At 69.4% G+C, this 26,415-nt stretch carries 25 protein-coding genes; 21 read left to right on the forward strand and 4 right to left on the reverse strand.

The features are described 5' to 3' along the window. Positions 1-5 precede the first annotated feature (5 nt). The 7 genes from mltG to aroQ are packed head-to-tail and all read left to right on the forward strand — an operon-like array spanning position 6 to position 6,615. On the forward strand, positions 6-1,982 hold the full coding sequence (gene mltG, locus ACFVDO_RS02145) for an endolytic transglycosylase MltG (protein ID WP_378857268.1): 1,977 nt from the start codon (positions 6-8) through the stop codon (positions 1,980-1,982). Continuing rightward, entirely contained in the window at positions 1,982-2,800 is an 819-nt protein-coding gene (locus ACFVDO_RS02150; RefSeq protein WP_378857266.1) for a shikimate dehydrogenase, read from the forward strand. Before mltG ends, ACFVDO_RS02150 begins: the two co-directional genes overlap by 1 nt. A gap of 20 nt (positions 2,801-2,820) precedes the next feature. Beyond that, complete coding sequence (gene aroC, locus ACFVDO_RS02155) at positions 2,821-4,047, forward strand: chorismate synthase (protein WP_378857264.1); 1,227 nt, start codon at positions 2,821-2,823, stop codon at positions 4,045-4,047. 6 nt (positions 4,048-4,053) lie between these two features. Next, positions 4,054-4,575: a shikimate kinase gene (locus tag ACFVDO_RS02160; RefSeq protein WP_378857262.1), complete on the forward strand. Its 522-nt coding sequence runs from the start codon at positions 4,054-4,056 to the stop codon at positions 4,573-4,575. Then, positions 4,572-5,651 (forward strand): 3-dehydroquinate synthase, encoded by a 1,080-nt coding sequence (gene aroB, locus ACFVDO_RS02165; RefSeq protein ID WP_378857260.1) that lies wholly within the window; start codon positions 4,572-4,574, stop codon positions 5,649-5,651. The genes ACFVDO_RS02160 and aroB overlap by 4 nt, the downstream gene beginning before the upstream one ends. Continuing rightward, the gene (locus tag ACFVDO_RS02170; protein ID WP_378857258.1) at positions 5,648-6,172 is read left to right on the forward strand and encodes a GNAT family N-acetyltransferase; all 525 of its coding nucleotides are present in this window, start codon (positions 5,648-5,650) and stop codon (positions 6,170-6,172) included. The genes aroB and ACFVDO_RS02170 overlap by 4 nt, the downstream gene beginning before the upstream one ends. Next, positions 6,169-6,615, forward strand: a complete 447-nt coding sequence (gene aroQ, locus ACFVDO_RS02175; RefSeq protein ID WP_378857256.1) for a type II 3-dehydroquinate dehydratase — start codon at positions 6,169-6,171, stop codon at positions 6,613-6,615. Before ACFVDO_RS02170 ends, aroQ begins: the two co-directional genes overlap by 4 nt. On the opposite strand, the gene ACFVDO_RS02180 is transcribed toward aroQ, so the two are convergent. Beyond that, positions 6,612-7,217, reverse strand: coding sequence for a GrpB family protein (locus ACFVDO_RS02180; protein WP_378857254.1), 606 nt, complete (start codon positions 7,215-7,217; stop codon positions 6,612-6,614). The genes aroQ and ACFVDO_RS02180 overlap by 4 nt on opposite strands. Positions 7,218-7,334: 117 nt before the next feature. On the opposite strand from ACFVDO_RS02180, the gene efp reads away from it, so the two are divergent. Beyond that, positions 7,335-7,898 carry an elongation factor P gene (gene efp / locus ACFVDO_RS02185; protein WP_378857252.1) on the forward strand — a complete coding sequence of 188 codons (564 nt, stop codon included), beginning with the start codon at positions 7,335-7,337 and terminating at the stop codon, positions 7,896-7,898. A 2-nt stretch (positions 7,899-7,900) separates the two neighbouring features. Then, the gene (nusB, locus tag ACFVDO_RS02190) at positions 7,901-8,311 is read left to right on the forward strand and encodes a transcription antitermination factor NusB (protein WP_378857250.1); all 411 of its coding nucleotides are present in this window, start codon (positions 7,901-7,903) and stop codon (positions 8,309-8,311) included. A gap of 27 nt (positions 8,312-8,338) precedes the next feature. Here nusB and ACFVDO_RS02195 read toward each other — a convergent pair whose 3' ends face one another. Then, the gene (locus tag ACFVDO_RS02195; RefSeq protein WP_378857248.1) at positions 8,339-9,280 is read right to left on the reverse strand and encodes a DUF4349 domain-containing protein; all 942 of its coding nucleotides are present in this window, start codon (positions 9,278-9,280) and stop codon (positions 8,339-8,341) included. A gap of 115 nt (positions 9,281-9,395) precedes the next feature. On the opposite strand from ACFVDO_RS02195, the gene ACFVDO_RS02200 reads away from it, so the two are divergent. The 4 genes from ACFVDO_RS02200 (at position 9,396) to ACFVDO_RS02215 (ending at position 15,923) form a co-directional block, all read left to right on the forward strand. After that, on the forward strand, positions 9,396-12,638 hold the full coding sequence (locus ACFVDO_RS02200; protein ID WP_378857246.1) for an SNF2-related protein: 3,243 nt from the start codon (positions 9,396-9,398) through the stop codon (positions 12,636-12,638). A 15-nt stretch (positions 12,639-12,653) separates the two neighbouring features. Further along, the gene (locus ACFVDO_RS02205) at positions 12,654-13,742 is read left to right on the forward strand and encodes a DNA glycosylase AlkZ-like family protein (RefSeq protein WP_378857244.1); all 1,089 of its coding nucleotides are present in this window, start codon (positions 12,654-12,656) and stop codon (positions 13,740-13,742) included. A 79-nt stretch (positions 13,743-13,821) separates the two neighbouring features. Continuing rightward, a complete protein-coding gene (locus ACFVDO_RS02210; protein ID WP_378857242.1) occupies positions 13,822-15,390 on the forward strand; it encodes a Rieske 2Fe-2S domain-containing protein in 1,569 nt (522 codons plus the stop codon). Continuing rightward, positions 15,387-15,923 (forward strand): GNAT family N-acetyltransferase, encoded by a 537-nt coding sequence (locus ACFVDO_RS02215; RefSeq protein ID WP_378857240.1) that lies wholly within the window; start codon positions 15,387-15,389, stop codon positions 15,921-15,923. The genes ACFVDO_RS02210 and ACFVDO_RS02215 overlap by 4 nt, the downstream gene beginning before the upstream one ends. On the opposite strand, the gene ACFVDO_RS02220 is transcribed toward ACFVDO_RS02215, so the two are convergent. Then, positions 15,904-16,398, reverse strand: a complete 495-nt coding sequence (locus tag ACFVDO_RS02220) for a histidine phosphatase family protein (protein WP_378857238.1) — start codon at positions 16,396-16,398, stop codon at positions 15,904-15,906. The genes ACFVDO_RS02215 and ACFVDO_RS02220 overlap by 20 nt on opposite strands. Positions 16,399-16,433: 35 nt before the next feature. Further along, positions 16,434-16,772, reverse strand: a complete 339-nt coding sequence (locus ACFVDO_RS02225; protein WP_378857236.1) for a nucleotide pyrophosphohydrolase — start codon at positions 16,770-16,772, stop codon at positions 16,434-16,436. Between the two features lie 162 nt (positions 16,773-16,934). Here ACFVDO_RS02225 and pyrR point away from each other — a divergent pair, with 162 nt between their 5' ends. The 8 genes from pyrR to gmk are packed head-to-tail and all read left to right on the forward strand — an operon-like array spanning position 16,935 to position 26,391. Beyond that, on the forward strand, positions 16,935-17,465 hold the full coding sequence (pyrR, locus tag ACFVDO_RS02230) for a bifunctional pyr operon transcriptional regulator/uracil phosphoribosyltransferase PyrR (protein WP_378857234.1): 531 nt from the start codon (positions 16,935-16,937) through the stop codon (positions 17,463-17,465). After that, positions 17,462-18,427 carry an aspartate carbamoyltransferase catalytic subunit gene (locus ACFVDO_RS02235; protein ID WP_378857232.1) on the forward strand — a complete coding sequence of 322 codons (966 nt, stop codon included), beginning with the start codon at positions 17,462-17,464 and terminating at the stop codon, positions 18,425-18,427. The genes pyrR and ACFVDO_RS02235 overlap by 4 nt, the downstream gene beginning before the upstream one ends. Next, a complete protein-coding gene (locus tag ACFVDO_RS02240) occupies positions 18,424-19,725 on the forward strand; it encodes a dihydroorotase (RefSeq protein WP_378857230.1) in 1,302 nt (433 codons plus the stop codon). Before ACFVDO_RS02235 ends, ACFVDO_RS02240 begins: the two co-directional genes overlap by 4 nt. Continuing rightward, entirely contained in the window at positions 19,722-20,228 is a 507-nt protein-coding gene (locus tag ACFVDO_RS02245) for a hypothetical protein (protein WP_378857228.1), read from the forward strand. Before ACFVDO_RS02240 ends, ACFVDO_RS02245 begins: the two co-directional genes overlap by 4 nt. Further along, positions 20,225-21,370, forward strand: coding sequence for a glutamine-hydrolyzing carbamoyl-phosphate synthase small subunit (gene carA / locus ACFVDO_RS02250; RefSeq protein WP_378857226.1), 1,146 nt, complete (start codon positions 20,225-20,227; stop codon positions 21,368-21,370). The genes ACFVDO_RS02245 and carA overlap by 4 nt, the downstream gene beginning before the upstream one ends. Next, positions 21,370-24,657 carry a carbamoyl-phosphate synthase large subunit gene (gene carB, locus ACFVDO_RS02255; protein WP_378857224.1) on the forward strand — a complete coding sequence of 1,096 codons (3,288 nt, stop codon included), beginning with the start codon at positions 21,370-21,372 and terminating at the stop codon, positions 24,655-24,657. The genes carA and carB overlap by 1 nt, the downstream gene beginning before the upstream one ends. After that, positions 24,654-25,490 (forward strand): orotidine-5'-phosphate decarboxylase, encoded by an 837-nt coding sequence (gene pyrF, locus ACFVDO_RS02260; RefSeq protein ID WP_378857222.1) that lies wholly within the window; start codon positions 24,654-24,656, stop codon positions 25,488-25,490. Before carB ends, pyrF begins: the two co-directional genes overlap by 4 nt. Before the next feature lie 10 nt (positions 25,491-25,500). Continuing rightward, on the forward strand, positions 25,501-26,391 hold the full coding sequence (gene gmk / locus ACFVDO_RS02265) for a guanylate kinase (RefSeq protein ID WP_378857338.1): 891 nt from the start codon (positions 25,501-25,503) through the stop codon (positions 26,389-26,391). Positions 26,392-26,415: the final 24 nt, after the last annotated feature.

Consider the following 26,415-nt stretch of genomic DNA (forward strand, 5'->3'; position numbering starts at 1 on the left):
TGACCATGCCCGACCCTGGCAGGCAGAACGAGAGCCACCCCCCGAGGCTCAGTGATCTCTTCGACAATCTGCCGACCGCCGGTTCGCAGTTGCCGCAACCCGATCACACGCCACCCCCCGCAGGCTCGCGCCGCGCCGCGCGTCAGGCGCGTCAGGCGTCGGGAGCGATTCCCGTCGTCTCGGCGCAGGCGGCGCAGGAGGCCGCGGCCCAACAGGCTGCGCAGCAGCAGTTCCTGGCGCAGCAGCAGGCCGCGGCAGCGCAGTTCGCCGCGCAGCAGCAGGCAGCGGCGGAGCAGTTCGCCGCCCAGCAGCGCGCGGCACAGCAGGCAGCAGCAGCGCAGCTCGCCGCCGAGGAGCAGTTGGCGGCGCAGCAGCAGATGCAGCAGCGGGCCTCGGCCCGGCCGCAGTTCCCGGCACAGCAGCCGGTGGCGCCTGTACAGCCCGAGGGCGCCGGGCAGCCTCGCCCGGCCGCAGTCGAGCAGCCACAGCCCGTCGTGCCGCTCTCGGCCGCAGAGCCCGCTCAGCGCGTTCCGGAGGCGCCGTCGATCACGGGGCCCTTCTCGATCACGGTGACGGGTTCGCAGGCCATCGCGGAGCAGCAGACGGCGTCGTTCCCGATCACGACAGTCCCCGCCTTCCAGGCCCGAGACGAAGCATCGCGCGCTGCAGCATCCGCGCCGGAACCGGCGCAGCAGCCGATCCCGCAGGCCGCCGCGTTCCAGCCCGAGCCCGCGCGGCGGCCTGCGTCGCAGGAGCCGTCCGAGCAGGCGCCGACCCCCGCACCCGCAGTGCCCGACACGCAGACCGGTGTCTTCGGAGGTGGCGGCTCCGACGGCCCGCACGAGTTCGACTCGCTCTTCGCGCCGGAGTCCCACCACGAGCCCACGAAGAAGAAGCGCGGCAAGGGCTGCCTGATCTCGCTGATCGTGCTGCTCGCCATCCTCGGCGGCATCGCCGGTGCCGGCGCCTGGGTCTACAACACGTACAGCGACAAGATCAACGAGGTCATGGGCTGGGGGCCGTCGAAGGACTACGAACCGGGACAGGCGTCCGGAGAGGCGTTCGTGACGATCAAGGACGGCGACACCGGGCAGCCGATTTCCACCGCGCTGAACGCGGCGGGAGTGACCAAGACGCCTTCGGTGTTCTACGACATGCTCGTCCAGAAGGGCGTCTCGCCCACGTTCTACCCGGGCGTCTACAAGCTGCAGAAGAAGATGACGGCGGATGCCGCGCTCAAGGCGCTTCAGGACGACGCAAACCGGATGGAGAACACCGCATCGGTTCCGGAGGGCGGTCAGATCAAGAACTTCCTGCCCACCGTCGCCGAGTCGCTGGGCATGCCACTTGCCGACCTCCAGGCTGCGGTCAAGAACCCGGCGGACTACGGCGTGAAGGCGACGAGTCTCGAGGGCTGGCTGTTCCCGGCCGTGTACACGTTCGACCCGGGGTCGACCGCGAAGGAGGTCGTCCAGAAGATGGTCGATCGCACCCGGAAGTCGCTGGCGGATGCCGGTGTCGCGGCCGGTGACGAGGCGCGCGTGCTCACGATCGCGTCGATCGTGCAGCGTGAGGGGCACACGGCCGACTTCGGCAAGGTGTCCCGCGTGATCGACAACCGGCTGAAGCCCGGCAACACCGAGACGCACGGCAAGCTTGAGATGGATTCGACGGCGCAGTACGGCTACGGCCTGACGCATGACGGAGCCGTGTCCTCGTGGCCGTGGAAGGCCGTCAAGGCCGACCAGAACCCGTGGAACACCTATGCGCACCAGGGCCTTCCCGCCACTCCCATCTCCAGCCCCAACGATGCGGCGATCAAGGCCGCGCAGAACCCTGAGCCCGGCTCCTGGTACTACTTCGTGACCGTGAACCTGGACACGGGCGAGACCGTGTTCTCGTCCACGTACAAGGAGCAGCAGGCAGCGGAGGAGAAGTACAAGGCGTGGTGCAAGGCCAACCCTGACGGCGGCTGCTACTGATGTCGGAAGGCACCAGACTCGCAGTCTGGGGCGACCCGATCGGGCACAGCCGTTCGCCGCAGCTGCACGCTGCGGCGTACCGGCTCCTCGGCCTCGACTGGAGTTACGACCGCCGCCAGGTGGATGCCGCGGGCTTCGCCGATGCTCTGGGCGGCCTGGACGACACCTGGCGCGGCCTGTCGCTCACGATGCCGCTCAAGGAGCAGGCGTTCCGTGCCGCGGCGGTGCGTGACCGACATGCCGAGCTCACCGGCGCGGTGAACACACTGCTGCTCGGTGACAGCGTGCACGGCTTCAACACGGATGTCGGCGGGCTCGTCGACGCCTTCACCGAGGCAGGCGTCACCGGCATCCGCAGTGCACGCGTCCTCGGCGCAGGTGCGACCGCGGCATCCGCGCTGGTCGCGGCGGCGGAACTCGGCGCCGAGCGCGTCGAGATCCGCGCGCGCCGTCCGGAGGCCGCGATGCATCTGGTCGCGCTGGGGGAGCGGGTCGGCGTGGCGACTACGGCCTCGGCCCTCGGCGAGCCGGCATCCCCGGTGGAGCTCACGATCGCGACGCTGCCCAGCGGCACGGTGCTGGACGAGGCCGTCGCCGATGCCCTGGCGGCCTCGGGTGGTGCGCTGCTCGATGCGGCCTACGCGCCATGGCCCTCGGCGCTGGCCTCGCGCTGGACGAGTCCCACCGTGCTCTCGGGACTTGAGATGTTGCTGCACCAGGCCGTGCGGCAGATCCGGATCTTCCGATACGGCGCGCAGGACGCCGTGCTTCCGGACGAGACGGCGATCATCCGGGTAATGCGCGAAGCGCTGACCTGAAGGCATGGGAGACTGGAGCAATGCTCCGCGTGCTCACGGCCGGCGAATCGCACGGCCCCGAACTCATCGCCGTCATGGAGGGCCTGCCCTCCGGCGTCCCCATCTCGGCCGAGGGAATCCAGGCCGACCTGCAGCGACGCAAGCTCGGCTATGGCCGAGGCTCGCGGATGAAGTTCGAGCAGGACGAGCTGACGATCTCAGGCGGCGTACGGCACGGCCTCTCGCTGGGCAGTCCCGTGGCCCTGCGCATCGGCAACACCGAGTGGCCGAAGTGGACCGAGGTCATGAACCCGGCTCCCGTCGACCTCACCGACATGTCGCGCGGCCGCGGCGCCGCGTTGACGCGTCCGCGCCCAGGGCACGCCGATCTGGTGGGCATGCAGAAGTACGACTTCGATGAGGCCCGACCGATCCTCGAGCGCGCCAGCGCCCGTGAGACCGCGGCGCGCGTGGCCCTGGGCGCGATCGCCCGTGCCTTCCTCGCAGAGCTCGGCATTCGCCTTGTCAGCCACACGCTCTCGATCGGCCCCGTCCAGGTGCCGGAGGGCTCGGCGCTGCCGACACCCGATGACGTGGACGCGCTCGATGCCGATCCGCTGCGCTGCTTCGACGACGCGACCTCCGCGCTGATGGTGGCCGAGGTCGACGCGGCACGCAAGGACGGCGACACTCTGGGCGGCATCGTCGAGGTACTCGCCTACGGTCTGCCGCCGGGGCTCGGCTCGCACGTGCACTGGGACCGCCGCCTGGACGGACGTCTCGCGCAGGCGCTGATGAGCATCCAGGCCATCAAGGGAGTCGAGGTCGGCGACGGCTTCGAGACCACCCGTCGCCGCGGCTCGGCCGCGCATGACGAGCTCTTCGAGGCGGAGGGCGGCATCACTCGCGGCTCCGACCGCGCCGGCGGAACCGAGGGCGGCATGTCCACGGGCACCGTGCTGCGTGTGCGCGCCGGCATGAAGCCGATCGCCACCGTGCCGCACGCGCTGCGGACGATCGACGTCGCCACCGGCGAGCAGGCCACCGCGCATCACCAGCGCTCCGACGTGTGCGCCGTGCCCGCGGCGGGCGTCGTCGCCGAGGCCATGGTCGCCATCGAGCTCGCCAACTCGGTGCTGGAGAAGTTCGGCGGCGACAGTGTCGGCGAGACGCGCCGCAACCTGAGCTCGTACCTCGAGGCGATCCCGGAGGCGCTGCGCACGGCGCCGGCATCCGAGGCCGCGCTGATCGCGCAGGAAGAGGCCTGATCGGCGATGGCGGGCTCGGCGGAGCATCCGCTCACGCTGGTGCTGGTCGGCCCTATGGCAGCGGGCAAGACCAGCGTCGGGCGCCGTGTGGCGCGCGCACTCGACGTGCCGTTCATCGACACCGACAAGCGCATCGCCGCTGAACACGGCCCGATCCCGGAGCTCTTCGAGACTCACGGTGAGGCGCACTTCCGTCGGCTGGAGCGCGAGGCGGTCGCCGGCGCGCTGGCCGAGGGGGGCGTCGTGTCGCTCGGCGGCGGCGCGGTGACGGACGCCGGCACCAGAACACTGCTGTCCGGGCATCCGGTCGTCTATCTCACCGTGACCGCGGCGGCTGTGGCCGCGCGGATCACCGGCGGCGGGCGACCACTACTGGCAGGAGAGGACCCGGTCGCGCGCTGGGAGGAGATCTTCCAGGCGCGGCGTGGTCTGTACGAGGAGGTGGCCGATCTGACGGTCGACACCTCGAAGCGTCCGATGCGCAAGATCGCGGACGAGATCGCCCAATGGCGGAAGGAACAGGAATGAGCACGACCACGATCGGTGTCGCTGGACACGAGAACTACGAGATCACGGTGGGTCGCGACATCCTCGACCGGGTCGCCGCGGCGCTCGACCCCGCCGTCCGTAAGGTGCTCGTCGTGCACCCGCCGACGCTGTCGTCTCGCGCCGCGCAACTGCGCGAGCGCCTGATGTCGAGTGGATCGCTCGAGGTCCTGCTCGCCGAGATCCCGGATGCCGAGCAGGGCAAGCGCGTCGAGGTCGCGGCATTCTGCTGGCAGATCATGGGCCAGGCCGACTTCACCCGCACCGACGCGGTGATCGGCTACGGCGGGGGTTCGGTGACCGACGTCGCCGGTTTCGTCGCCGCCACCTGGCTGCGCGGCGTGCAGGTCGTGCAGGTGCCTACCACTGTGCTCGGGCTGGTCGATGCCGCAGTCGGCGGCAAGACCGGCATCAACACCAACGAGGGAAAGAACCTGGTCGGCGCGTTCTGGGCACCGCGCGCCGTGATCGGCGACCTCGACGAGCTGACCAGCCTCAGCGCGAACGAGGCGACCGCCGGCTACGCAGAGGTCGTGAAGGCCGGGTTCATCTGGGCGCCGGAGATCCTCGACATCGTCGAGACCGCGCCCGAGCGCGCGATCGATCCGGCGACGGACGAGTTCCGCCGCACGATCGAGCTCGCGATCGACATGAAGGCCAAGGTCGTCTCCGATGATTTCCGCGAGGCGGGACTGCGCGAGATCCTCAACTACGGCCACACGCTCGGGCACGCGATCGAGCACGCCGAGCGCTACCAGTGGCGGCACGGCGCGGCGATCTCGGTCGGCATGATGTACGCCGCCGAGCTGTCGCGTCTGGCCGGGCGGCTGTCCGACGAGGCCGTCGACCGGCACAGGTCGATCCTGGAGACACTGGGTCTGCCGACGACCTATCGCGCGGGCGCCTGGCCTCAGCTGCTCGCGACGATGCAGCGTGACAAGAAGGCGCGCGGCGGGATGCTGCGATTCATCGTGCTCGACGACATCGCCAAGCCGACGGTGCTGCAGGCGCCGGACGAGTCGCTGATGTTCGCGGCATATCAGGAGGTGGGCGCGTGAGCGTCGAGATCCGGCGGATCGCACCGGGAGAGTGGCAAGAGGTCAAGGCGCTGCGCCTGCGCGCCCTCGGCGACGCGGTCGCCCACCTCGCCTTCCTGGACACCGTCGAGCACGCCTCGACGCAGCCGGACGAGTTCTGGCGGGACCGGACCGTGAACGCCGCGGTCGGCGATGCGGCCGCCCAGTTCGTCGCGATCACCGCCGACGGCGAATGGGTCGGATCGGCGACCGTGATCGAGAACCGCGACCGTCCGGGCTCCGGGCTGGTCGTGGGCGTGTACGTCGCCGACGGGCACCGCGGCGCAGGCACGATGGAGGGGCTCTTCGACGCGGCGGCATCCTGGGCACGGCAGACCGGCCGCTCCGCGCTCTACCTCGAGGTGCACGTCGACAACCTGCGCGCGCAGCGAGCCTACGAGCGCTGGGGCTTCGTGCGCACGGGTGAGGTCACGCAGCAGCACAACGGCGAGGAGTACGTGATGGTCCACGCGCTCAGCGCCGCTGATAGCGTGGGCGCGTGACCCAGCCTCGCCGTCTGCTGCTCGTGAACGGGCCGAATCTCAACCTGCTCGGCACCCGCGAGCCCGGGATCTACGGCACTGAGACGCTTGCCGACGTGGAGCGCATCACCGCCGATGCGGCATCCGCGCTCGGCTGGCAGGTGCGCGCCGTACAGAGCAATCACGAGGGCGTGCTCATCGACGCGATCCACGCGGCGCGCGAGGACTGCGCGGGCGTCGTCATCAACCCCGGTGGTCTGACGCACACCTCGGTCTCGCTGCGCGACGCGCTGACGGGCGTGGAGCTCCCGTTCGCAGAGGTGCACATCTCGGATGTGTACCGCCGTGAGGAGTTCCGGCACTTCTCGTACCTGTCTGACGTCGCCGCGGTGCGCGTCGTCGGGCGCGGGGTGCAGGGATACGCGGAGGCCGTGCGCGAACTTGTCGCGCAGCTGCCCGCCTAAGCAGGGACCCCCGCGGCGTCCAGAGCTCGTCCGATGATCTCGCGCAGGACGCGCTCCTTGCGGACGTTGTACTCATCGACGGTCTCCTGGGCGGCGCTCGAGACCCGGGCCGATTCGAGTTTGATCTCGGCGTAACGCCGCCGATCGGCTGCGTCGCGCCGCAGATGATCTCGCAGGATCAGGTGCCGCCAGGCCTCGGGCGAGTCCGGCCCGAAGACGTGCAGGTTCGTGCGGGGATTCGGGAGCCTGAGCATGCGGTGCTCGTGCCACCAGGGCTCGCGCACGGTGTGCACCCAGCCCGCCGCAGTCAGAGCCTGCACGTAGCCGGCCTCATCGGCAGGATCGGCGACGGTCAGATCGATGTCGATGATCGGCTTCGCGGCGAGCCCCGGGACCGATGTGGAGCCGACATGCTCGATCCGCAGGGCGCGGGGGCCGAGCAGATGGACGATGCCGGCAGCGACCCGTGCGAACCGGTCGGGCCAATCGTCGTCGTAGGGCACGACGGCGATCGGAGCGCGATTCGGCGGCACGAGATAGGGCGACTGCCCGTCGGGCGGCAGATCGTCGGAGAAGCGGCGGAGATCGGCGGCAGCAGGCACGTACAGAGCCTATCGAGGGCCGATTTGCCGCCATCCCGTAGAATGGGTGGTCGGCCGCGTTCTGCGCGCATCCGCGCCCGGCCGCTCACGTCAACATACGAACGGACTTCCACCAGCATGGCATCCACCGCAGACATCAAGAACGGCGTCGTCCTGTCGATCGACGGGCAGCTCTGGAGCGTCATCGAGTTCCAGCACGTCAAGCCGGGCAAGGGCGGTGCGTTCGTGCGCACCAAGCTGAAGAACGTCGTCAGCGGCAAGACCGTCGACCGCACGTACAACGCCGGCGCGAAGATCGAGATCGAGAACGTCGACCGTCGTGACTTCACCTACCTGTACACCGACGGTGACAGCTTCGTCTTCATGGACGTCGAGGACTACGACCAGCTCAACGTCGGCGCGGCGACCGTCGGCGACGCGAAGAACTTCCTGCTCGAGAACCAGCAGGTGCAGATCGCGCTGAACAACGGCAACCCGCTGTACATCGAGCTCCCGGCCTCCGTCGTGCTCGAGATCACATACACCGAGCCTGGCCTGCAGGGCGACCGCTCCTCGGCCGGCACGAAGCCCGCCACCGTCGAGACCGGCTACGAGATCCAGGTTCCGCTGTTCCTCGAGACCGGCACCAAGGTCAAGGTCGACACCCGCACGGGTGACTACCTCGGCCGCGTCAACGACTGATCTTGAGCGCACGCACCAAGGCGCGCAAGCGCGCCCTCGACATCCTCTTCGCCGCCGACGTGCGCGGTGAGGACATCGCGACCACGCTTGCAGCCGAGGCGAAGCGCGCGGCCAGCGAGCCGGCCCGCGAGGCCTCCTGGCTGTACGCGCGCGAGATCGTCGACGGAGTCGTGGACCACCGCGACGACATCGACGAGCAGATCACCACGCACAGCCGCGACTGGAAGCTCGAGCGCATGCCGGCCGTCGATCGTGCCGTGCTGCGCATCGCCGCCTGGGAGATCCTGTTCAACGACGAGGTGCCCACTGCCGTCGCCATCGACGAAGCCGTGGAGCTCGCCAAGGAGCTCTCCACAGACGAGTCCGGCGCCTTCGTGCACGGCGTGCTCGCACGCCTCGCCCGCGCCGCCTGACGTACTCCGCCGACGCGCCGCGCTGATTCAGCGCGGCGCGTCGTGCTGTACCGCCGCCTCCTCGGGTGCGGCCTCCGGCGCCTCCGGCGTCGCCTCCGTCACGGGCGCAGGTGCTGATGCCGGAACGGATGCCGCCCCGCGGCGCCTCCGCACGAGCCACAGCACGACCAGTCCGATCAGCGCGACCGCGACCAGCCAGGGCAGCAGGAACGCCAGCGCGATCCCCAGGGCCGACCAGAACGCGACGAACGCCGTCCATCCGGCCGCCATCGCCTCGGCCGGATTCCGCGGCGCCTGCTGCGGCGGCACGTACACCGACGCGAAGGTCACGGTCACCGTGGCCATCGCGACCCGGTCGTCGAGATCGCGCTTCTGCGCGGTGAGCGACTCCAGCTCGCCCTGCCGTTCCGAGATCGCCTGCTCGAGCTCGATGAGATCCGAGGTCTTCTGCGCGCTGCCGAGCCACTCGGTGTACCGCGCGATCGATGTGCGCAGCGTCGTGATACGGGCGTCCAGGTCGCGCTGCGTCGCGCCGACCTCTTCGGCCGAGAACGACGTCTCCTCCAGTTCTCCGAGCTTCTTCAGCGCGGCGCGGGCATCCTCCAGATCGTCGGCGGGTATGCGCAGCACGACCTCGGCCCGAGCCGCGGCGCCACTGCCGCCGGCATCGTCGTTGCGCGCGTCGACTCGCCCGCCGGCGTCAAAGGCGATCTTCGTCGCCTGGTCGGCTGCGTCCAGCGGATCGTCAGCGGTGAACAGCATTCGTCCGGTCGTAACAACCGCGGAGTCCTTCGCCTCGTCGGGGCCGGATGCCTGCTCGGAGACCGAGCCCCCGGCATCCTGCGCGGACTGCGCGTCGCTGTTCGCCGTGCCGCCAGACGAACCACCCATCGCGGTGCACCCCGAGGCGCCCAGCATCAGCGCCGAGAGGAAGACGACCGCCACCAGACCCCGCCGCATCCTGTTCATAGCCACAGGCTAGGTGCGGCCGCGCGGGCGTGGGATCACGATCCGGCAAGGTTTGGGTAACGGCGCGGCAACGGGCGGAGCGATCGGTGTCTGCGGGGACTGGCAGGATTGCTCCATGCCCTTTCCGCACATAGACGACGTGACTCTCAACCGCCACGTCGGCACCATGACGCTGCAGAGGGCGAGGGACTATCTCAGGACCGGAATGGTGCTCTCCACGCGCTGGGACGAGGAGAGCTCGGTGCTCACGGCGACCGTCAGGGGCAGCAGCATCGGAGACTACGCCTGCGTCATTCGGGTGGATGCCACGGCGGAGGTGCCGCGCATCATGTCGTCCCGCTGCACCTGTCCCATGGCGTCCGCTTGTAAGCACGTCGCCGCCGCCGTGTTGAAGGCCGATCGTGATACCGTGGTCCGCGCAGCGGTCGCGGCTCCCGAGCAGCCGAAGACGGAGCCCTGGCGGCGCCTCATCCCCGAGATGCGCGCGCCGGCGAAGCGGACGCCGCTGGCCCTCGGCTTCGAACTCCGCGTGCACGAGCCGAACGCGAACCCCTGGTCGACCAAGCGCACCGCGCCTGCGGACCCGCGCGCCCTGGCGAAGGGCGAGGTGGACGTGCGTCTCGCGATGCGCCCGTACACGGCGAGCCCGCGCACCGGCGCCTGGATCAAGGGCGAGGTCGGCTGGGAGTCGTTCCGGCGTGCATCGCCCTCCTATCCGGTCGCCCAGCACCGGTGGTTCGGCGACCTGCTCGCGCTGGCGCGCGACTCGCTGCTGTCCGGTACCGCGGGCGAGTGGATCCTGATCGACCACGTCGAGTCCGACGTCTTCCTCGATCACCTGAACCGGGCGGATGCAGCCGGCGTGCCGCTCATCGCCGTGCACAAGCACACGGATCTCCGCCTCGCCCGTACCGCCTCCTCGCAGGTGCGCGTGGAGCGCACCGAGCGCGGTCTCGACCTGCGGCTGACCGCGAAGGTCGACGGGACGGATGCCGAGCACGTTCGCGCCATCGGGCGCTCGGGTTTCTACACCTGGCGTGTCGTGAACCGGCGCCTCGAGGTCGTCATCGCCGACAGCACCCTGGACGAGGCATCACGGATGCTGCTCGCCGAGGGCGGCGCATTGTCCGTGCCGGCCTCGGACGAGGAGGCGTTCTTCGTCGAGGCGTATCCGTCGCTGCGCAGGACGACGACGCTGGAGGCCGGCGCCGGGGTCAGCCTGCCCGAGGTGCTGCCGCCGACGCCGGTGCTGTCGATCACCTTCCGCGGCGGGCACACCGCCGATCATCGGCTCACCTGGCGCTACGGCGGTCGCGGCGGCTTCCCCGTGACGCCGACAGGCGACGCGGTCCGAGATGCGGAGGCCGAGATCACGGAGTTGCGGGCCTTCGAGAGTCTCTGGTCCTCGGCATCCGACCTGCCGTTCGCCGCGAGCGGCGTGGTCCGCGACCTGGACACCGCGCGTCTCATGGGCGAGGTCGTCCCCGCGCTGGAGGACGCCGGGATCGAGGTCATCATCTCCGGCGATCGCCCGGTCTACCGCGAGCTCGCCGGCGAGCCCGAGATCACGATCACGACAGTGGAGAGCACCGATCCGGACTGGTTCGACCTCGGCTTCCTGGTGAAGATCGACGGCCGGAGCATCCCGTTCGAACCGCTGTTCACCGCCCTCGCCCTTCGGCGGAAGAACCTGCTTCTCGTCGACGGCAGTTACTTCTCGCTCGCGCACCCCGCACTCGACCGATTGCGTGAGCTGATCGATGAGGCCGCGACGCTGAACGAATGGGAGACCGGCCCGCGGATCAGCCGCTATCAGACCGCGCTCTGGGACGACTTCGAGGACCTCGCCGACCAGTCCGAGTCGGCCGTCTCCTGGCGGGCGACCGTCGAGGCTCTTCGCACGGAGAGCGGGGTGCCTGCGGTGCCGATGCCTGCGGGACTGCGCGCGGATCTGCGTCCCTATCAGCAGGCCGGTTTCGAGTGGCTGGCGTTCCTGCGGCAGCATCGGCTCGGCGGCATCCTCGCCGACGACATGGGCCTCGGCAAGACGCTGCAGCTGCTGGCGCTCGTGCAGCACGCGCGCGAGGCGGGGGAGGAGCGCCCGTTCCTCGTGGTTGCGCCGACCAGCGTGCTCTCCGCCTGGCGCGACGAGGCGGCGAGGTTCACACCCGACCTGAGAGTGCGCGTCGTGGAGACGTCGAAGGCGTCCGACATCCGCGACGCCGCGGCATCGGCCGACCTCGTCGTCGCGTCCTACGCGGTCGTACGGCTGGCCGAGCACACTTTCCGCGATCAGGAATGGGCGGGTCTGATCCTGGACGAGGCGCAGTTCGTGAAGAACCCGGCCTCGCAGCAGCACCAGGCCGTCGCGGCCATCACAGCCGACGTGACCTACGCCGTCACCGGCACGCCTCTGGAGAACAGCCTGATGGATCTCTGGGCGCTGTTCCACCTGACAGCGCCGGGCCTGTTCCCTTCGAAGCGGCGGTTCCGCGAGGACTACGTGCAGCCGATCGAGAAGGGCAAGGTGCCCGAGAACGCCGAGGGAGCGGACTTCCGGGCCGGACGCATCGCGCGCCTGCGGCGCCGCATCCGGCCGCTCATGCTGCGCCGCACCAAGGATCTGGTGGCGTCGGAGCTGCCGCCGAAGCAGGAGCAGATCCTGCACGTCGAGCCGAGCCCGGCGCATCGCGCCGTCTACGACACGGTGCTGCAGCGCGAGCGCCAGAAGATCCTCGGGCTGCTGAAGGATCTCGACAAGAACCGGTTCATCGTGTTCCGCTCGCTGACCATGCTGCGCATGCTCGCTCTGGCGCCGGGACTCGTCGACCCCGACGACATCGGCCTGGGATCGCGGAAGCTCGACGCCCTTGTCGAGCGAGCCGAGGAGCTGCGCGCAGAGGGGCACCGGACGCTCGTGTTCAGCCAGTTCACCTCATACCTCGATCTCGCCGAGCAGCGGCTGAAGGACGCCGGCATTCCGTACAGCCGTCTGGACGGCACCACTCGCAAGCGGGGCGAGGTCGTGGGCGACTTCCGCGAGGGCGATCAGACGGTGTTCCTGATCAGCCTCAAAGCGGGCGGCTTCGGCCTGACCCTGACGGAGGCCGACTACGTGTTCCTGCTGGATCCCTGGTGGAATCCGGCCGCCGAGGCGCAGGCGATCGACCGCACGCACCGGATCGGCCAGCGTGAGCAGGTCTTCGTGTACCGGATGATCTCGACCGGCACGATCGAGGAGAAGGTGCTCGCGCTCCAGCAGCGCAAGGCCCGACTGTTCACCGCGGTCATGGACGACGACGAGCTGTTCGCGAAATCGCTCACCGCGGACGACATCCGTGCACTCTTCGAGGATTGAGCGGAGAATCCCGGTATGACCGCCCATGCGCTGACCAAGGACGAGGCGCGGCGGGTCATCGTGCGCGCCGCGCTGCTCGACGCCGAGCGCCCCGGCGACGTCGTCGAGGTGGCCGAGCAGCTCGGATACATCAAGATCGACCCGACCGCGACGATCGCACCCTGCGAGCACACGGTGGCCTGGTCACGGATCGGCTGGGCCTACGAGCCGGGGCAGCTGAAGAAGGCGGTGGAGGACGACAGGCAGCTGTTCGAGCACAGCGGCACGTTCCGTCCGACGTCGCTGCTGCCCGCCATGCTCCCGACCATGACTGAGGCATCGCTGCGGAGGAGCGCACAGACCTGGCTGGCAGCGAACGACGGGTTCCGCCGTGAAGTGCTCGCGCGGTTGCGTGCCGAGGGGCCGCTGCTGGCGAGCGAGATCCCCGACACCGCCCAGGTCGAGCGGGCGCCGGACGGATGGACCGGTTCGAACCAGGTGCCGGTGATGCTGGACCTGCTGTCACGCATCGCCGAGGTCGCGGTGGTCGGTCGCGATGGCAGACATCGGCGCTGGGACCTCGCTGAGCGGGCCTTCCCTCAGAACGTCCCGGCGCTCGGCGAGGATGAGGCGGCCGAGCGGCTGTCGATTCGAGCTCTGCAGGCCGCGGGACTCGCCCGGCCGCACTACTGGTGGAGTGGTGTCGCGAAAGGCACCGGCGAAGCGGCATCCGTGGAGGGGAGCAGCATGCGTTTCCGCATCGATCCCGACGCCCTCGCGACTCTCGACGAGCCGGATCGCGGCGGGCGGGTCGCCTTCCTCAACCCGTACGACAGTGTGCTGTTCGACCGGCGCCGGCTCGAGGAGGTGTTCGACTTCACCTACGTGCTCGAGCAGTTCAAGCCGAAGGCGCAGCGTGTCTACGGGTACTTCGCGCATCCGATCCTGTTCGGCGACCGGTTCATCGGGATGCTCGATGCCGAGCACGACCGCGCCCGCGAGGTGCTCCGAGTGAACGCCGTGCACGAGTTCTTCGCCTGGGATGCTGACGAGCACGAGCTGGTCCGCGCGGAGATCCAGGAGCTCGCGGACTGGCTCGGCGTTCCGGTCACCGGGCTGTCCTGACCCCGTTACCCACGGCCCGTCGGATCACGCGCCCAGGACCCCGCCGGTAGAATCGACGGGTCCAAGCAGGAGGAGAGACATGCGGATCACGGGACTCGGCCACGCCGGAATGCTCATCGAGACGGCGGGCGGGAACATCATCTGCGACCCGGTGCTCGGGCCCTCGTTCTTCGGCTCGTGGTTCCCGTTCCCCGACAACAGGGGACTGGACTGGGAGGAGATCGGCAGGAAGGCCGACTTCCTGTACATCTCGCACCGGCACCGCGACCACTTCGACGGGCGCCTGCTGCAGAAGTACATCCGCAAGGACATCGAGGTGCTGCTTCCCGAGTACGTCACCGACGACCTCGAGGCCGACATCCGCGCCCTCGGCTACGACAACATCACCTACGCACCGGCGGGAGGGGTGATCGAGCGCGGTGACCTGAAGATCATGATCACGCCCCTGCGCGCGCCCAGCGACGGCCCCATCGGGGACTCCTCGCTGAGCGTGGACGACGGCACCGCGTCCATCCTGAACCAGAACGACTCGCACCCGCTCGATCTCGAGAAGCTTCTGAGCTTCGGCAAGCCCGAGGCGTACTTCACGCAGGTGTCCGGCGCCATCTGGTGGCCGATGGTCTATGACCTGCCGCAGGACGCCAAGCAGAACTTCGCGAAGCTGAAGCGCGACGCGCAGAACAAGCGCGCGATGTACTACATCGAGAAGGTGGATGCCCCGCACGTCTTCCCGATGGCCGGCCCGCCGATGTTCCTACGGGACGAGCTGTTCAAGTACAACGGCACGGGGCAGAACGACGACTCGATCTTCACCGATCAGAAGGAGTTCCTCGCACACCTGAAGGAGCTCGCGCCGCAGTACGACGGGCAGCTCTTCATCCCCGGCACGGTCGTCGAGATGAACCACGGCGAGATGTCTGTGACGCAGAGCCTGTACTCCGAGGCGGAGATCGCGCACATCTTCGACGAGAAGTGGGACTACCTCGAGGAGCAGCGCGCCTCGCGTCAGCAGGAGGTCCGTGACGAGGAGGCCCGCCGCGCGCCTGTGCTGCCGGCGGACGAGATCCTCGCCGAGCTCAAGGCCTGGTGGGAGCCGCTTCTGAAGAAGTCCCGCACCATCCGCAACGGCGTCGGCGGCAACGTCCGCTTCAAGATCGGCGACCTCGACATGGTCGTCGACTTCCCGCGCGCCAAGGTGCGCGAGTACGCCGGCGAGGAGTGCATCTACTGGTACACGATCCCCGCCGATCTCGTCTCGACGAACATCCGCGACCATGAGATCGACTGGTCGAACTCGATCTTCCTGTCCATGCAGTTCTCGGTGGGCCGCAGCGGCAAGTTCAACGAGTTCCTCACCACCTTCCTGAAGTGCCTCTCCGTCGACCGGATCGAGTACGTCGAGAACTGGTACTCCGAGCAGACCGACCAGACCGAGGACGCTCAGATCGGCGACTGGGTCGTGCAGCGACGCTGCCCGCACCTGCGCGCCGATCTGACCCGCACCGGCAAGATCGAGGACGGCGTTCTCACCTGCTCGATGCACGACTGGAAGTGGGACCTCAAGACCGGCAAGTGCCTGACCACGGCCGGGCACGAGATCCGCTCCGAGCGGTGCCCGGTGACCGACGAGGCGCTCCGCGCCGGATGAGCCGCGCCGACACCGGCATCCGACTGCTGACCCTCGACGACGTCGAGCGGCTGACCGCGCTCGAGATCGCGAACCGGGAGCACCTGCGGCCGTGGGATCCGGCGCGGGCACCGGAGTTCTACACCGTCGAGGATCAGCGGCGAAGGCTCGCGCATGCGCTGCGCGAGCACGAGGCCGGTCGTGCGGTGCCGTTCGGCATCACGACGGATGCCGATGAGCTGATCGGCCGTGTCACACTGAGCGGCGTCGTGCGCGGCGCCCTGCAGTCCTGCGCGATGGGCTACTGGATCGCGGCCGATCATCTGCGACGTGGTCACGCCACCCGCGCGGCAGCTCTGGCAGTGGAACACGCGTTCACCGTGCTGGAGCTGCATCGGGTGCAGGCCGAGACCCTGCCCGAGAACATCGCATCGCAGGCGGTGCTGGAGCGGCTCGGCTTCACGCAGTACGGGCTTGCGCCGCAGTATCTGCGCATCGACGGCGTGTGGCGCGACTTCCTGATGTTCCAGCGGATCAGCCCCGCGGCGGACTGAGCGGGAAATCGAGCTCGACGACGTCGGGGAACCGCAGCGTCTCCCAGAACTCGATGGCCGCGGCGCCCGATCCGATCAGACCCTGCGCGGACATCCATGCCGTCAGCGCCATGCCGTGGGTTCCGACGACGAGGTGCTCGGCCGGGTGCGCGACCAGTCCCTCGTGAAAGCGCTGCGCGACAGCATCCGACGTCTCCCAGCGCGCGTGCCGCTCGTCCAACCGTCCGGCGATCCAGGCGCGACGCGCCGAGCGGAAGTCGTCGTGCACCTGCTCCTCACGATCGACCTCGCGGAAGCGGGCGTCCTGCGTGACCGCATCCGCCGAGACCCCGGTTGCGAGCGCCGTCGTCTGCAGGGCCTTGAGCTCGGGGCTCGAGGCCGCTGTGCCGGCGAGGTGCAAGGCGGATGCCGCGGCCGCTCCTTCGGCACTGAGACGCCACGCGCTCGGCGGGGCCGACGCATCGACCTCCGGCATCGCATGGCGGAGAAGTGTCAGTCGGCGTCGCACCGTCATCGGGTCGGGGCCGGATGTTTGATCGCGTTCTTCACGAGCTTGTCCTGCGCAGCGTCGATCAGATCGATGTCGACGTTCGCAGCCAGTTCGATCAGGTAGATCAGAACGTCGGCCAGCTCCTCACGCAGCGGCTCGCGATGAGGGGAGGACGGATGCCGCAGATCGGAGCATTCCTCGGGGGTCAGCCATTGCAGGACCTCGGCGACCTCGCCGACCTCGCCGACGAGCGCCAGCAGCAGGTTCTTCGGGTTGTGCGACTGCTGCCATCCACGCGCGCGTGCGAACGCGTCGACGTCCTCGGTCAGGCGGTTGAAGCGATCCGTGCTCGACGTCATCGACTCAGCCTACAAAGAGGCTCCGCGCGGAGCCGAGACCGAAGCGTCCAGGTTCGCGGCGCCTGAGCCTTGGTATACCGCATTTCCGGGCGGCGAATCGTTAGAATCGAACCATCACCCATCCTTTAACCCCGTCCTGTGAGGCGGAGAAGGGAGAGGCAGATGGCCGCACGCACCGTGCTGCAAGAAGCCGATATCGCGCGCGCTCTCACGCGCATCGCCCATGAGATCCTCGAATCCAACCGGGGAGCGGACGGTCTGGTCCTGCTGGGCATCCCGACCCGCGGTGTGACTCTCGCCGACAGGCTCGGCCCGATCATCTCCGAGATCGCCGGCGCCGAGATCCCGGTCGGTTCGCTGGACGTCACCCTGTTCCGCGACGACCTGGCGAAGCACCCGACCCGCACGCCGAAGCGCACCGAGATCCCCGACGAGGGCATCGACGGCAAGACGGTGGTCCTGGTCGACGACGTGCTCTTCTCGGGGCGCAGCATCCGCGCGGCGCTCGACGCGATCCAGTCGATCGGCCGCCCCTCCGTCATCCGGCTGGCGATCCTCGTCGATCGCGGTCACCGCGAGGTGCCGATCCGCCCCGACTTCGTCGGCAAGAACATCCCGTCATCGCGGCAGGAGCGCGTCAACGTGCACCTGCGCGAACTGGACGGCACCGACGAGGTGACGATCGAAGCATGAGGCACCTGCTCGACACCCGCACGCTCGACCGCGAGACCGCCCTGCGCATCCTCGACGTCGCCGAGGACATGGCCGAGACCCAGTCCCGCCAGGTCAAGAAGCTGCCGACACTGCTCGGCAAGACCGTGGTCAACCTCTTCTTCGAGGACTCCACCCGAACCCGCATCTCGTTCGAGGCCGCCGCGAAGCGCCTCTCCGCCGACGTGATCAACTTCGCCGCCAAGGGCTCCAGCGTCTCGAAGGGCGAGAGCCTGAAGGACACCGCACAGACCCTGCAGGCCATGGGCGCCGACGCGGTCGTCGTGCGGCACTCCGCCTCCGGTGCACCGCAGACGCTCGCGACCAGCGGCTGGATCTCGGCCGGTGTCGTGAACGCCGGCGACGGCACGCACGAGCACCCCACCCAGGCGCTGCTCGATGCGTTCACGATCCGCAAGCGCCACTTCGGCGCCGACAGCCGGGGCCGTGACCTCTCCGGGCTGCGCATCGTGATCGTCGGTGACGTGCTGCACTCGCGCGTCGCGCGCTCGAACGTGTGGCTGCTCACGACGCTGGGCGCGCACGTGACCCTGGTCACCCCGCCCACGCTGATCCCGCAGAACATCTCGCTGTGGCCTGTCACCGTGCGCTACGACCTCGACCAGGCACTCGCCGAGGGGCCGGATGCCGTGATGATGCTGCGCATCCAGATGGAGCGCATGCACGCGGCGTTCTTCCCCAACGAGCGCGAGTACACCCGTCTCTGGGGCCTCGACGCTGTGCGCGTCGCAGGTCTCCCCGAGACGAGCATCGTGATGCATCCCGGGCCGATGAACCGGGGGCTCGAGATCTCGAGCGAGGCTGCCGATTCGGCAGCCTCGACCGTGCTGGAACAGGTCGCCAACGGCGTGTCGATCAGAATGGCCGTGCTCTACCTGCTGCTGGCGGGGGAGCGCAACGACGAAGCAGGAGAAGCACTGTGAGCGAGACCATCGTCATCACCGGCGCCGCGCTGAACGGGGCGGATGCCGCGGACATCGTGATCGAGAACGGCCGCATCGCCGAGATCGGCAGCGGCCTGAGCCGCGCCGGCGCCCGAGTCGTGGACGCCGCCGGGCTGATCGCGCTGCCCGGACTCGTCGACCTGCACACCCACCTCCGCGAGCCCGGATTCGAGGCGTCCGAGACCGTGCTCACTGGTACGCGCGCCGCCGCGGCCGGAGGGTTCACCGCCGTCTTCGCGATGCCGAACACGTCGCCGGTCGCCGACACAGCCGGAGTGGTCGAGCAGGAGCTCGCCCTCGGCGAAGCCGCAGGTTACGCCACAGTGCAGCCGATCGGCGCGGTCACCGTCGGGCAGAAGGGCGAGCGCCTCGCCGAGCTGGGCGCGATGGCCACCTCCCGGGCGAAGGTCCGTGTCTTCAGCGACGACGGCTTCTGCGTCTGGGACCCGCTGATCATGCGCCGCGCGCTGGAGTACGTGAAGTCCTTCGACGGCGTCATCGCCCAGCACGCGCAGGACCCCCGGCTCACCGAGGGCGCCCAGATGAACGAGGGCACCGTGTCCGCCGAACTCGGACTCGCCGGCTGGCCGGCCGTCGCCGAGGAGTCGATCATCGCCCGCGACATCCTGCTCGCCGAGCATGTCGGTTCGCGCCTGCACGTCTGCCATCTCTCCACAGCCGGTTCCGTGGATCTGATCCGGTGGGCGAAGAAGCGCGGCGTCGCGGTGACCGCCGAGGTCACCCCGCATCACCTGCTGCTGACCGATGAACTGGTGCGCGGCTACGACGCGCGGTACAAGGTCAACCCGCCGCTGCGCCGCGAGGAGGACGTCCTGGCCGTGCGCGAGGGCCTCGCCGACGGCACGATCGACATCGTGGCGACCGACCACGCGCCGCACCCGTCCGAGAACAAGGCCTGCGAGTGGCAGGCCGCCGCGAACGGCATGGTCGGGCTGGAGAGCGCCCTGCGCGTCGTGCACCAGTCCATGGTCGAGACCGGTCTGCTGGGATGGTCGGATGTCTCCCGCGTGATGAGCAAGGCCCCGGCGACCATCGGCCAGCTGGACGGCTTCGGATCGCTCGAGGTCGGAGCGCCCGCGCACGTCACCCTCTACGACCCCCGGGTCGCCGGAGTCTTCACCGAGGCCGACCTGCACGGCCGCAGCCGCAACTCGCCGTACCTCGGACGCGACCTGCCCGGGCAGGTGCAGTGGACGATCCACGGTGGCCTTGTCACGGTGGCCGACGGCGCTCTCGTGGAAGAGCTGGTCAAGTGACCCGCGAGGTCGCGATCTTCCTGACGATCGCGCTCGCGGTCGTCATCATCGCGGCGATCCTGTTCGCCTGGCGGGCACGTCTCAAGCGCGACTCCGGCCTCGCCGCGCCGCTCGGCGTGCCGGAGCACGCCGAGGTGACCGAACGCGTCGAGGTGCTGTACGTGGCCACCACGCGCCACGACCAGCCGCTCGAGCGCGTCGCGGTCAAGCCACTGGAGTACCGCGCCCGCGGCGAGCTGGTGCTCACCGACCGCGGGGCGGCCCTGAGCCTGGACGGTTCGCCCACCGTGTTCCTCGCCTCGGAGCGGCTCGTCGCCGCCGATCTCGCCACGGTCGCCATCGACCGCGTGGTGGAGCCGAACGGACTGGTCCGCGTCGTCTGGCGCGAGTCCTCCGGCATCCTTCTCGATTCCTTCCTGCGGGTCGCCCATGGCGGTCCGCAGCACGTCCTCGCCGAGCTGCAGCGTCTGTGCGCCGCGCCGGAGACAGGAGCATCAGCGTGACCCTGAACACCGACCCCGCAGTCCTCGTCCTGGAGGACGGCTCCCGATTCCCCGGACGCGCCTACGGCGCCCGAGGGACCACCCTCGGCGAGGTCGTCTTCGCCACCGGCATGTCCGGCTACCAGGAGACGCTCACAGACCCGTCCTACGCCGGCCAGATCGTGCTGCAGACCGCGCCGCACATCGGCAACACCGGAATGAACGACGAGGACCCCGAGTCCCGCCGCATCTGGGTCTCCGGGTACATCGTCCGCGACCCCTCGCGCGTGGTCTCGAACTGGCGTGCGAACGCCTCGCTGGACGACATTCTCGTCCGCGACGGCATCGTCGGCATCAGCGCCGTCGACACCCGCTCGATCACCCGACACATCCGCTCGGCCGGCTCCATGCGCGGCGGCATCTTCTCGGGCGCCGATGCCGCGCTGGACGCGGACGAGCAGCTGCGCCGCATCACCGAGGCTCCCGAGATGGCGGGACAGAACCTGTCCGCCGCCGTGTCGGTCACCGAGGCGCAGATCACCCCGGCGGTGGGGGAGCGGATCGGCAACCTCGCCGTGCTCGACCTCGGCGTCAAGCAGGCCACCCTCGACAACCTCGCGGCGCGCGGATTCGACGTGCACGTACTGCCGCAGTCGTCGAGCTTCGCCGACATCATGGCGATCTCGCCCGTGGCGGTCTTCTACTCGAACGGCCCCGGCGACCCCGCGGCATCCGATGGTCAGGTGGCCGTGCTGCGCGAGGTGCTCAACGCGAAGCTGCCGTACTTCGGCATCTGCTTCGGCAATCAGCTGTTCGGCCGGGCCCTGGGTCTCGGCACCTACAAGCTCACCTTCGGCCACCGCGGCATCAACCAGCCCGTGTTGGACAAGACGACCGGCCGGGTCGAGATCACCGCGCACAACCACGGTTTCGCCGTCGACGCGCCGCTGGACGGATCCTTCGACAGTCCCAACGGCTACGGCCGGGTCGAGGTCAGCCACGTCGGCCTCAACGACCAGGTCGTCGAGGGGCTGAAGGCACTCGACATCCCCGCGTTCTCGGTGCAATACCACCCCGAGGCCGCGGCCGGCCCGCACGACGCCAACTACCTCTTCGACCGCTTCCGCGACCTGGTCGTCGCCAACCTGAACGGAGCCAACTAATGCCCAAGCGCGACGACATCAAGAGCGTCCTGGTCATCGGCTCCGGTCCGATCGTCATCGGACAGGCCGTCGAATTCGACTACTCGGGAACGCAGGCCTGCCGGGTGCTGCGCGAGGAGGGCGTCCGCGTCATCCTCGTCAACTCGAACCCGGCCACGATCATGACCGACCCCGACTTCGCCGACGCGACCTACGTCGAGCCGATCACTCCCGAGGTCATCGAGACGATCATCGCCAAGGAGAAGCCCGACGCCATCCTGCCGACCCTGGGTGGCCAGACCGCTCTGAACGCGGCCATGGCTCTGCACGAGCGCGGCATCCTCGAGAAGTACGACGTCGAGCTCATCGGCGCCAAGGTGGACGCCATCCGCAAGGGCGAGGACCGACAGATCTTCAAGCAGCTGGTGCTCGACGCCGGGGCGGATGTCGCGAAGTCGGTCATCTGCCACACGATGGACGAGCTCCTCGCCGGCGCCGAGCAGCTCGGCTACCCGCTCGTCGTCCGCCCCAGCTTCACCATGGGCGGGCTCGGCTCGGGCTTCGCCTACGACGAGGAGGACCTGCGCCGCATTGGCGGTGCCGGCCTGCACGACTCGCCCACGGGCGAAGTGCTCCTGGAGGAGTCGATCCTCGGCTGGAAGGAGTACGAGCTCGAGCTCATGCGCGACACGGCCGACAACACGGTCGTGGTCTGCTCGATCGAGAACGTCGACCCGGTCGGCGTGCACACCGGCGACTCGATCACCGTCGCACCGGCGCTCACCCTGACCGACCGCGAGTACCAGAAGCTCCGCGACATCTCGATCGACATCATCCGCGCCGTCGGCGTGGACACCGGCGGCTGCAACATCCAGTTCGCGGTCGACCCGACCAACGGGCGCATCATCGTCATCGAGATGAACCCGCGAGTCTCGCGCTCGTCGGCGCTGGCGTCGAAGGCCACCGGGTTCCCGATCGCGAAGCTGGCCGCGAAGCTCGCGCTCGGCTACCGTCTGGACGAGGTGCCCAACGACATCACCGGTGTGACTCCTGCGAGCTTCGAGCCCACGCTCGACTACATCGTGGTCAAGGTGCCTCGATTCGCGTTCGAGAAGTTCCCGGCCGCCGACGCCACTCTCACGACCACCATGAAGTCGGTGGGCGAGGCGATGGCGATCGGCCGCAACTTCTCCACGGCCCTCCAGAAGTCGCTTCGCTCCCTCGAGAAGCGCGGATCGAGCTTCCACTGGGGCGTCGAGGACCGCAGTGTCGAGGAGCTCCTCGAGATCTCGAAGACCCCGACCGACGGCCGCATCGTGGTGCTGCAGCAGGCGCTCCGCAAGGGCGCGACGATCGAGCAGGCCTTCGACGCCACGGCGATCGACCCGTGGTTCCTCGACCAGATCGTGCTCATCAACGAGGTCGCGGAGACCGTTCGCACGGCGGCCGAGTTCGACGCCGACACCATCCGGTACGCCAAGGAGCACGGCTTCTCGGACGCCCAGCTCGCCGACCTGCGCGGCATCCCCGAGGCTGAGGTTCGCGGCATCCGTCACGGTCTGGGCATCCGCCCGGTGTACAAGACGGTGGACACCTGCGCAGGTGAGTTCCCGGCGCTCACGCCGTACCACTACTCGAGCTACGACTTCGAGACCGAGGTCGCGCCCTCGGATCGCACCAAGGTCGTCATCATCGGCTCAGGCCCGAACCGCATCGGCCAGGGCGTCGAGTTCGACTACTCCTGCGTGCACGCGTCGTTCGCGCTGTCGGATGCCGGATACGAGACCGTCATGGTCAACTGCAACCCCGAGACCGTGTCGACCGACTACGACACCTCCGACCGGCTGTACTTCGAGCCGCTGACGCTCGAGGACGTGCTTGAGGTGCTCGACGCCGAGGCGGCGAGCGGGACGATCCTCGGTGTGGTCTGCCAGCTCGGCGGTCAGACTCCGCTGGGTCTGGCCAAGGGCATCGAGGCAGCGGGGTACACGGTGCTCGGCACGAGCCCCGAGGCGATCGACCTCGCGGAGGAGCGCGAGCTGTTCTCGCAGCTGCTCGACCGCGCGGGCCTGGTCGCTCCGCGCAACGGCACCGCGATCGATGTCGAGGGCGCGGTGGAGATCGCCGAGGAGATCGGCTATCCGGTGCTGGTGCGCCCGAGCTTCGTTCTCGGCGGCCGCGGTATGGAGATCGTGTACAGCTCCGAGGACCTGCGGGACTACTTCGTGCGCACCGCAGGCGAGGTGATCATCGAGGAGGGCAAGCCGCTGCTCGTGGACCGCTTCCTCGACGACGCGATCGAGCTCGACGTCGATGCGCTCTACGACGGCACCGACCTGTACATCGGCGGTGTCATGGAGCACCTGGAGGAGGCCGGCATCCACTCCGGCGACTCCAGCTGCACCCTGCCGCCGATCTCCCTCGGCCGCACCGAGATCGACCGGGTGCGCACAGCGACACTGGCGATCGCCGAGGGCGTGGGTGTCCGAGGGCTGCTGAACGTGCAGTTCGCCGTCAGCGCCGGGGTGCTCTACGTGATCGAGGCGAACCCCCGTGCGAGCCGTACGGTGCCGTTCGTGTCGAAGGCGCTCGGGATCCCGCTCGCGAAGGCCGCGAGCCGCATCATGGCCGGCGCGACCATCGCGGAGCTGAAGGACGAGGGGCTGCTGCCAGAGCAGGACGGCTCCCGCATCCCGCTGGACGCGCCGGTCGCGGTGAAGGAGGCCGTGCTGCCCTTCAAGCGCTTCCGCACCAAGGACGGTCGCACCGTCGACTCCGTGCTCGGCCCTGAGATGCGCTCGACCGGCGAGGTGATGGGAATCGACAAGGACTTCCCGACCGCGTTCGCGAAGAGCCAGGCCGCGGCATACGGCGGCACGCCGACGTCGGGCACGGTGTTCATCTCGGTCGCCGACTCCGACAAGCGTGCGGTGATCCTGCCGGCGCACCGACTCAGCCAGCTGGGCTTCCGCATCCTCGCGACCGAGGGCACCGGCGAGATCCTCTCGCGCAACGGCATCCCGGTCGACGTGGTGCAGAAGGTCGGCGAGACCCAGGAATCCGGCGCGACGAACATCGTCGACCTCATCAACGAGGGCTCTGTCGACATCGTGGTGAACGTTCCTGATGGGGGAGCGGCGCGCGCGGACGGCTACGAGATCCGCGCGGCGGCCGTCGCCGCCGACAAGGCGCTGTTCACCACCATCGCGACGCTCGGCGCCGCGGTGAGCGGCCTGGATGCGACCGGCGACGGCTTCGAGGTGCGAAGCCTGCAGGAATACGCGCTCGACCGGAGGATCTCGGCATGACCGAGTCGTTCGGCGCCAGGCTGCGGACGGTGCTCGACGAGCACGGCCCGCTCTGCGTCGGCATCGACCCCCATGCGTCGCTGCTCGACGCGTGGGGGCTCGGGCAGGATGCCGAGGGCGTGCGCGAGTTCGGCCTGCGCGTGGTGGATGCCGCGGCCGGCCGGGTCGGCACGCTGAAGCCGCAGGTGTCGTTCTTCGAGCGCTTCGGCTCGCGCGGCTTCGCCGCTCTCGAGGACGTGCTCGCCGCCGGTCGCGCGGCGGGCCTGCTGATGGTCGCCGATGCGAAGCGCGGCGACATCGGCTCGACGAACGAGGGCTACGCGGATGCCTGGCTCGAGCCGGGCTCGCCGCTGGAGGCGGATGCGGTGACGATGAGCCCGTACTTGGGCGTGGGTGCTCTGGACGCCGTGCTCGACCGCGCCAGGACGGCGGGGAAGGGTGTCTTCGTGCTCGCCGCGACGAGCAATCCCGAGGCGGCGGCGCTGCAGTCCGCGACGACCGGCGGAGGCGCCCGAGTGGCCGCGATGGTCGCGCGGCAGTCGGCAGCCGGGGATGCGGGCGAGACCCTCGGATCGATCGGCCTGGTCATCGGCGCCACCGTCGACCGCGCAGAATTCGGCCTGGACGACGACCTGCTGCGCACCGTGCCGGTGCTCGCCCCGGGCTTCGGCGCCCAGGGCGCCACGCCCGAAGACCTCGCCGGGCGTTTCGGTGCGCTGGCCCGCAACGTGCTCGCGAGCGAGAGCCGCAGCATCCTGGGTGCGGGACCGGACGGAATCGCTGTCAGAATGGAGGAGACCGCGCGACGCTACCAGGAGGTGCTGGGTGCCTGAAACCCGTTCGATGCCCGAGGTCGATCGGAGTGCGGCCGCCCGCCGCGCCGTCGAGCGACGCCGGGCGCGCGCCTCTCTGAAGCGCGATCTCGCCATGCGCGTGGTGACGCCGCAGGACGTGCTGCGCCGCGCGCTGGACGACGCGGCATCCGTCGCCGGGTCGCTGCGGATCACCGACTTCCTGATCGCGCTGCCCGCCATCGGCGCGGGCAAGCGCGACCAGATCCTGGCGGATCTGCACATCGCCCCGGTCAAGAGGCTCGGCGGGCTCGGCGTGCGCCAGGTCGCCGACCTCTCTCGGTGGCTGGACAGCCGGTTCCCGGTGCATGTTCCGCGCGCGGGACGCAGCAGGCTGCTGGTGCTGGCCGGTCCCACTGCGGTGGGCAAGGGCACCGTCGCCGCGCACATTCGCGCGCATCATCCGCAGATCCACCTGTCGGTCTCGGCGACAACCCGATCGCCGAGACCCGGCGAGATCGACGGGGTGCACTACTTCTTCGTCGACGATGCCGAGTTCGACCGGCTGATCGCCGAGGACCAGCTGCTCGAGCACGCCACGGTGCACAACAAGTACCGCTACGGCACTCCGCGCGGCCCGGTGGACGCGGCGCTGGCCGAGGGACGGACGGTGCTGCTCGAGATCGACCTGCAGGGCGCGCGTCAGGTGCGTGCCGCGGAGCCCTCTGCGACGCTGGTGTTCTTGCTGCCGCCGTCCTGGGACGAACTGGTGAACCGGCTCGTCGGCCGCGGCACCGAGGACGCCGAGGAACGGGCCCGCCGGCTGCGCACCGCGAAGGCCGAGTTGGCCGCCCAGAACGAGTTCGATTATCGCGTCGTGAACGAGGACGTCGCCACCGCGGCGCAGGAGGTCGTAGACTTGACTGCGGCTGTCGCGCGCTGAGCGCTTGAGCGCGCCCGCCCATCA

The sequence above is a fragment of the Microbacterium sp. NPDC057741 genome (genome assembly GCF_042798735.1).
Lineage (GTDB): Bacteria > Actinomycetota > Actinomycetes > Actinomycetales > Microbacteriaceae > Microbacterium.

Coding starts and splice junctions, on each gene's coding strand:
- mltG (WP_378857268.1), top strand. CDS start 6: ATGCCCGACCCTGGCAGGCAGAACGAGAGCCACCCCCCGAGGCTCAGT.
- ACFVDO_RS02150 (WP_378857266.1), top strand. CDS start 1,982: ATGTCGGAAGGCACCAGACTCGCAGTCTGGGGCGACCCGATCGGGCAC.
- aroC (WP_378857264.1), top strand. CDS start 2,821: ATGCTCCGCGTGCTCACGGCCGGCGAATCGCACGGCCCCGAACTCATC.
- ACFVDO_RS02160 (WP_378857262.1), top strand. CDS start 4,054: ATGGCGGGCTCGGCGGAGCATCCGCTCACGCTGGTGCTGGTCGGCCCT.
- aroB (WP_378857260.1), top strand. CDS start 4,572: ATGAGCACGACCACGATCGGTGTCGCTGGACACGAGAACTACGAGATC.
- efp (WP_378857252.1), top strand. CDS start 7,335: ATGGCATCCACCGCAGACATCAAGAACGGCGTCGTCCTGTCGATCGAC.
- ACFVDO_RS02195 (WP_378857248.1), bottom strand. CDS start 9,280: ATGAACAGGATGCGGCGGGGTCTGGTGGCGGTCGTCTTCCTCTCGGCG.
- ACFVDO_RS02200 (WP_378857246.1), top strand. CDS start 9,396: ATGCCCTTTCCGCACATAGACGACGTGACTCTCAACCGCCACGTCGGC.
- ACFVDO_RS02205 (WP_378857244.1), top strand. CDS start 12,654: ATGACCGCCCATGCGCTGACCAAGGACGAGGCGCGGCGGGTCATCGTG.
- ACFVDO_RS02210 (WP_378857242.1), top strand. CDS start 13,822: ATGCGGATCACGGGACTCGGCCACGCCGGAATGCTCATCGAGACGGCG.
- ACFVDO_RS02215 (WP_378857240.1), top strand. CDS start 15,387: ATGAGCCGCGCCGACACCGGCATCCGACTGCTGACCCTCGACGACGTC.
- ACFVDO_RS02220 (WP_378857238.1), bottom strand. CDS start 16,398: ATGCCGGAGGTCGATGCGTCGGCCCCGCCGAGCGCGTGGCGTCTCAGT.
- ACFVDO_RS02225 (WP_378857236.1), bottom strand. CDS start 16,772: ATGACGTCGAGCACGGATCGCTTCAACCGCCTGACCGAGGACGTCGAC.
- pyrR (WP_378857234.1), top strand. CDS start 16,935: ATGGCCGCACGCACCGTGCTGCAAGAAGCCGATATCGCGCGCGCTCTC.
- ACFVDO_RS02235 (WP_378857232.1), top strand. CDS start 17,462: ATGAGGCACCTGCTCGACACCCGCACGCTCGACCGCGAGACCGCCCTG.
- carB (WP_378857224.1), top strand. CDS start 21,370: ATGCCCAAGCGCGACGACATCAAGAGCGTCCTGGTCATCGGCTCCGGT.
- pyrF (WP_378857222.1), top strand. CDS start 24,654: ATGACCGAGTCGTTCGGCGCCAGGCTGCGGACGGTGCTCGACGAGCAC.
- gmk (WP_378857338.1), top strand. CDS start 25,501: ATGCCCGAGGTCGATCGGAGTGCGGCCGCCCGCCGCGCCGTCGAGCGA.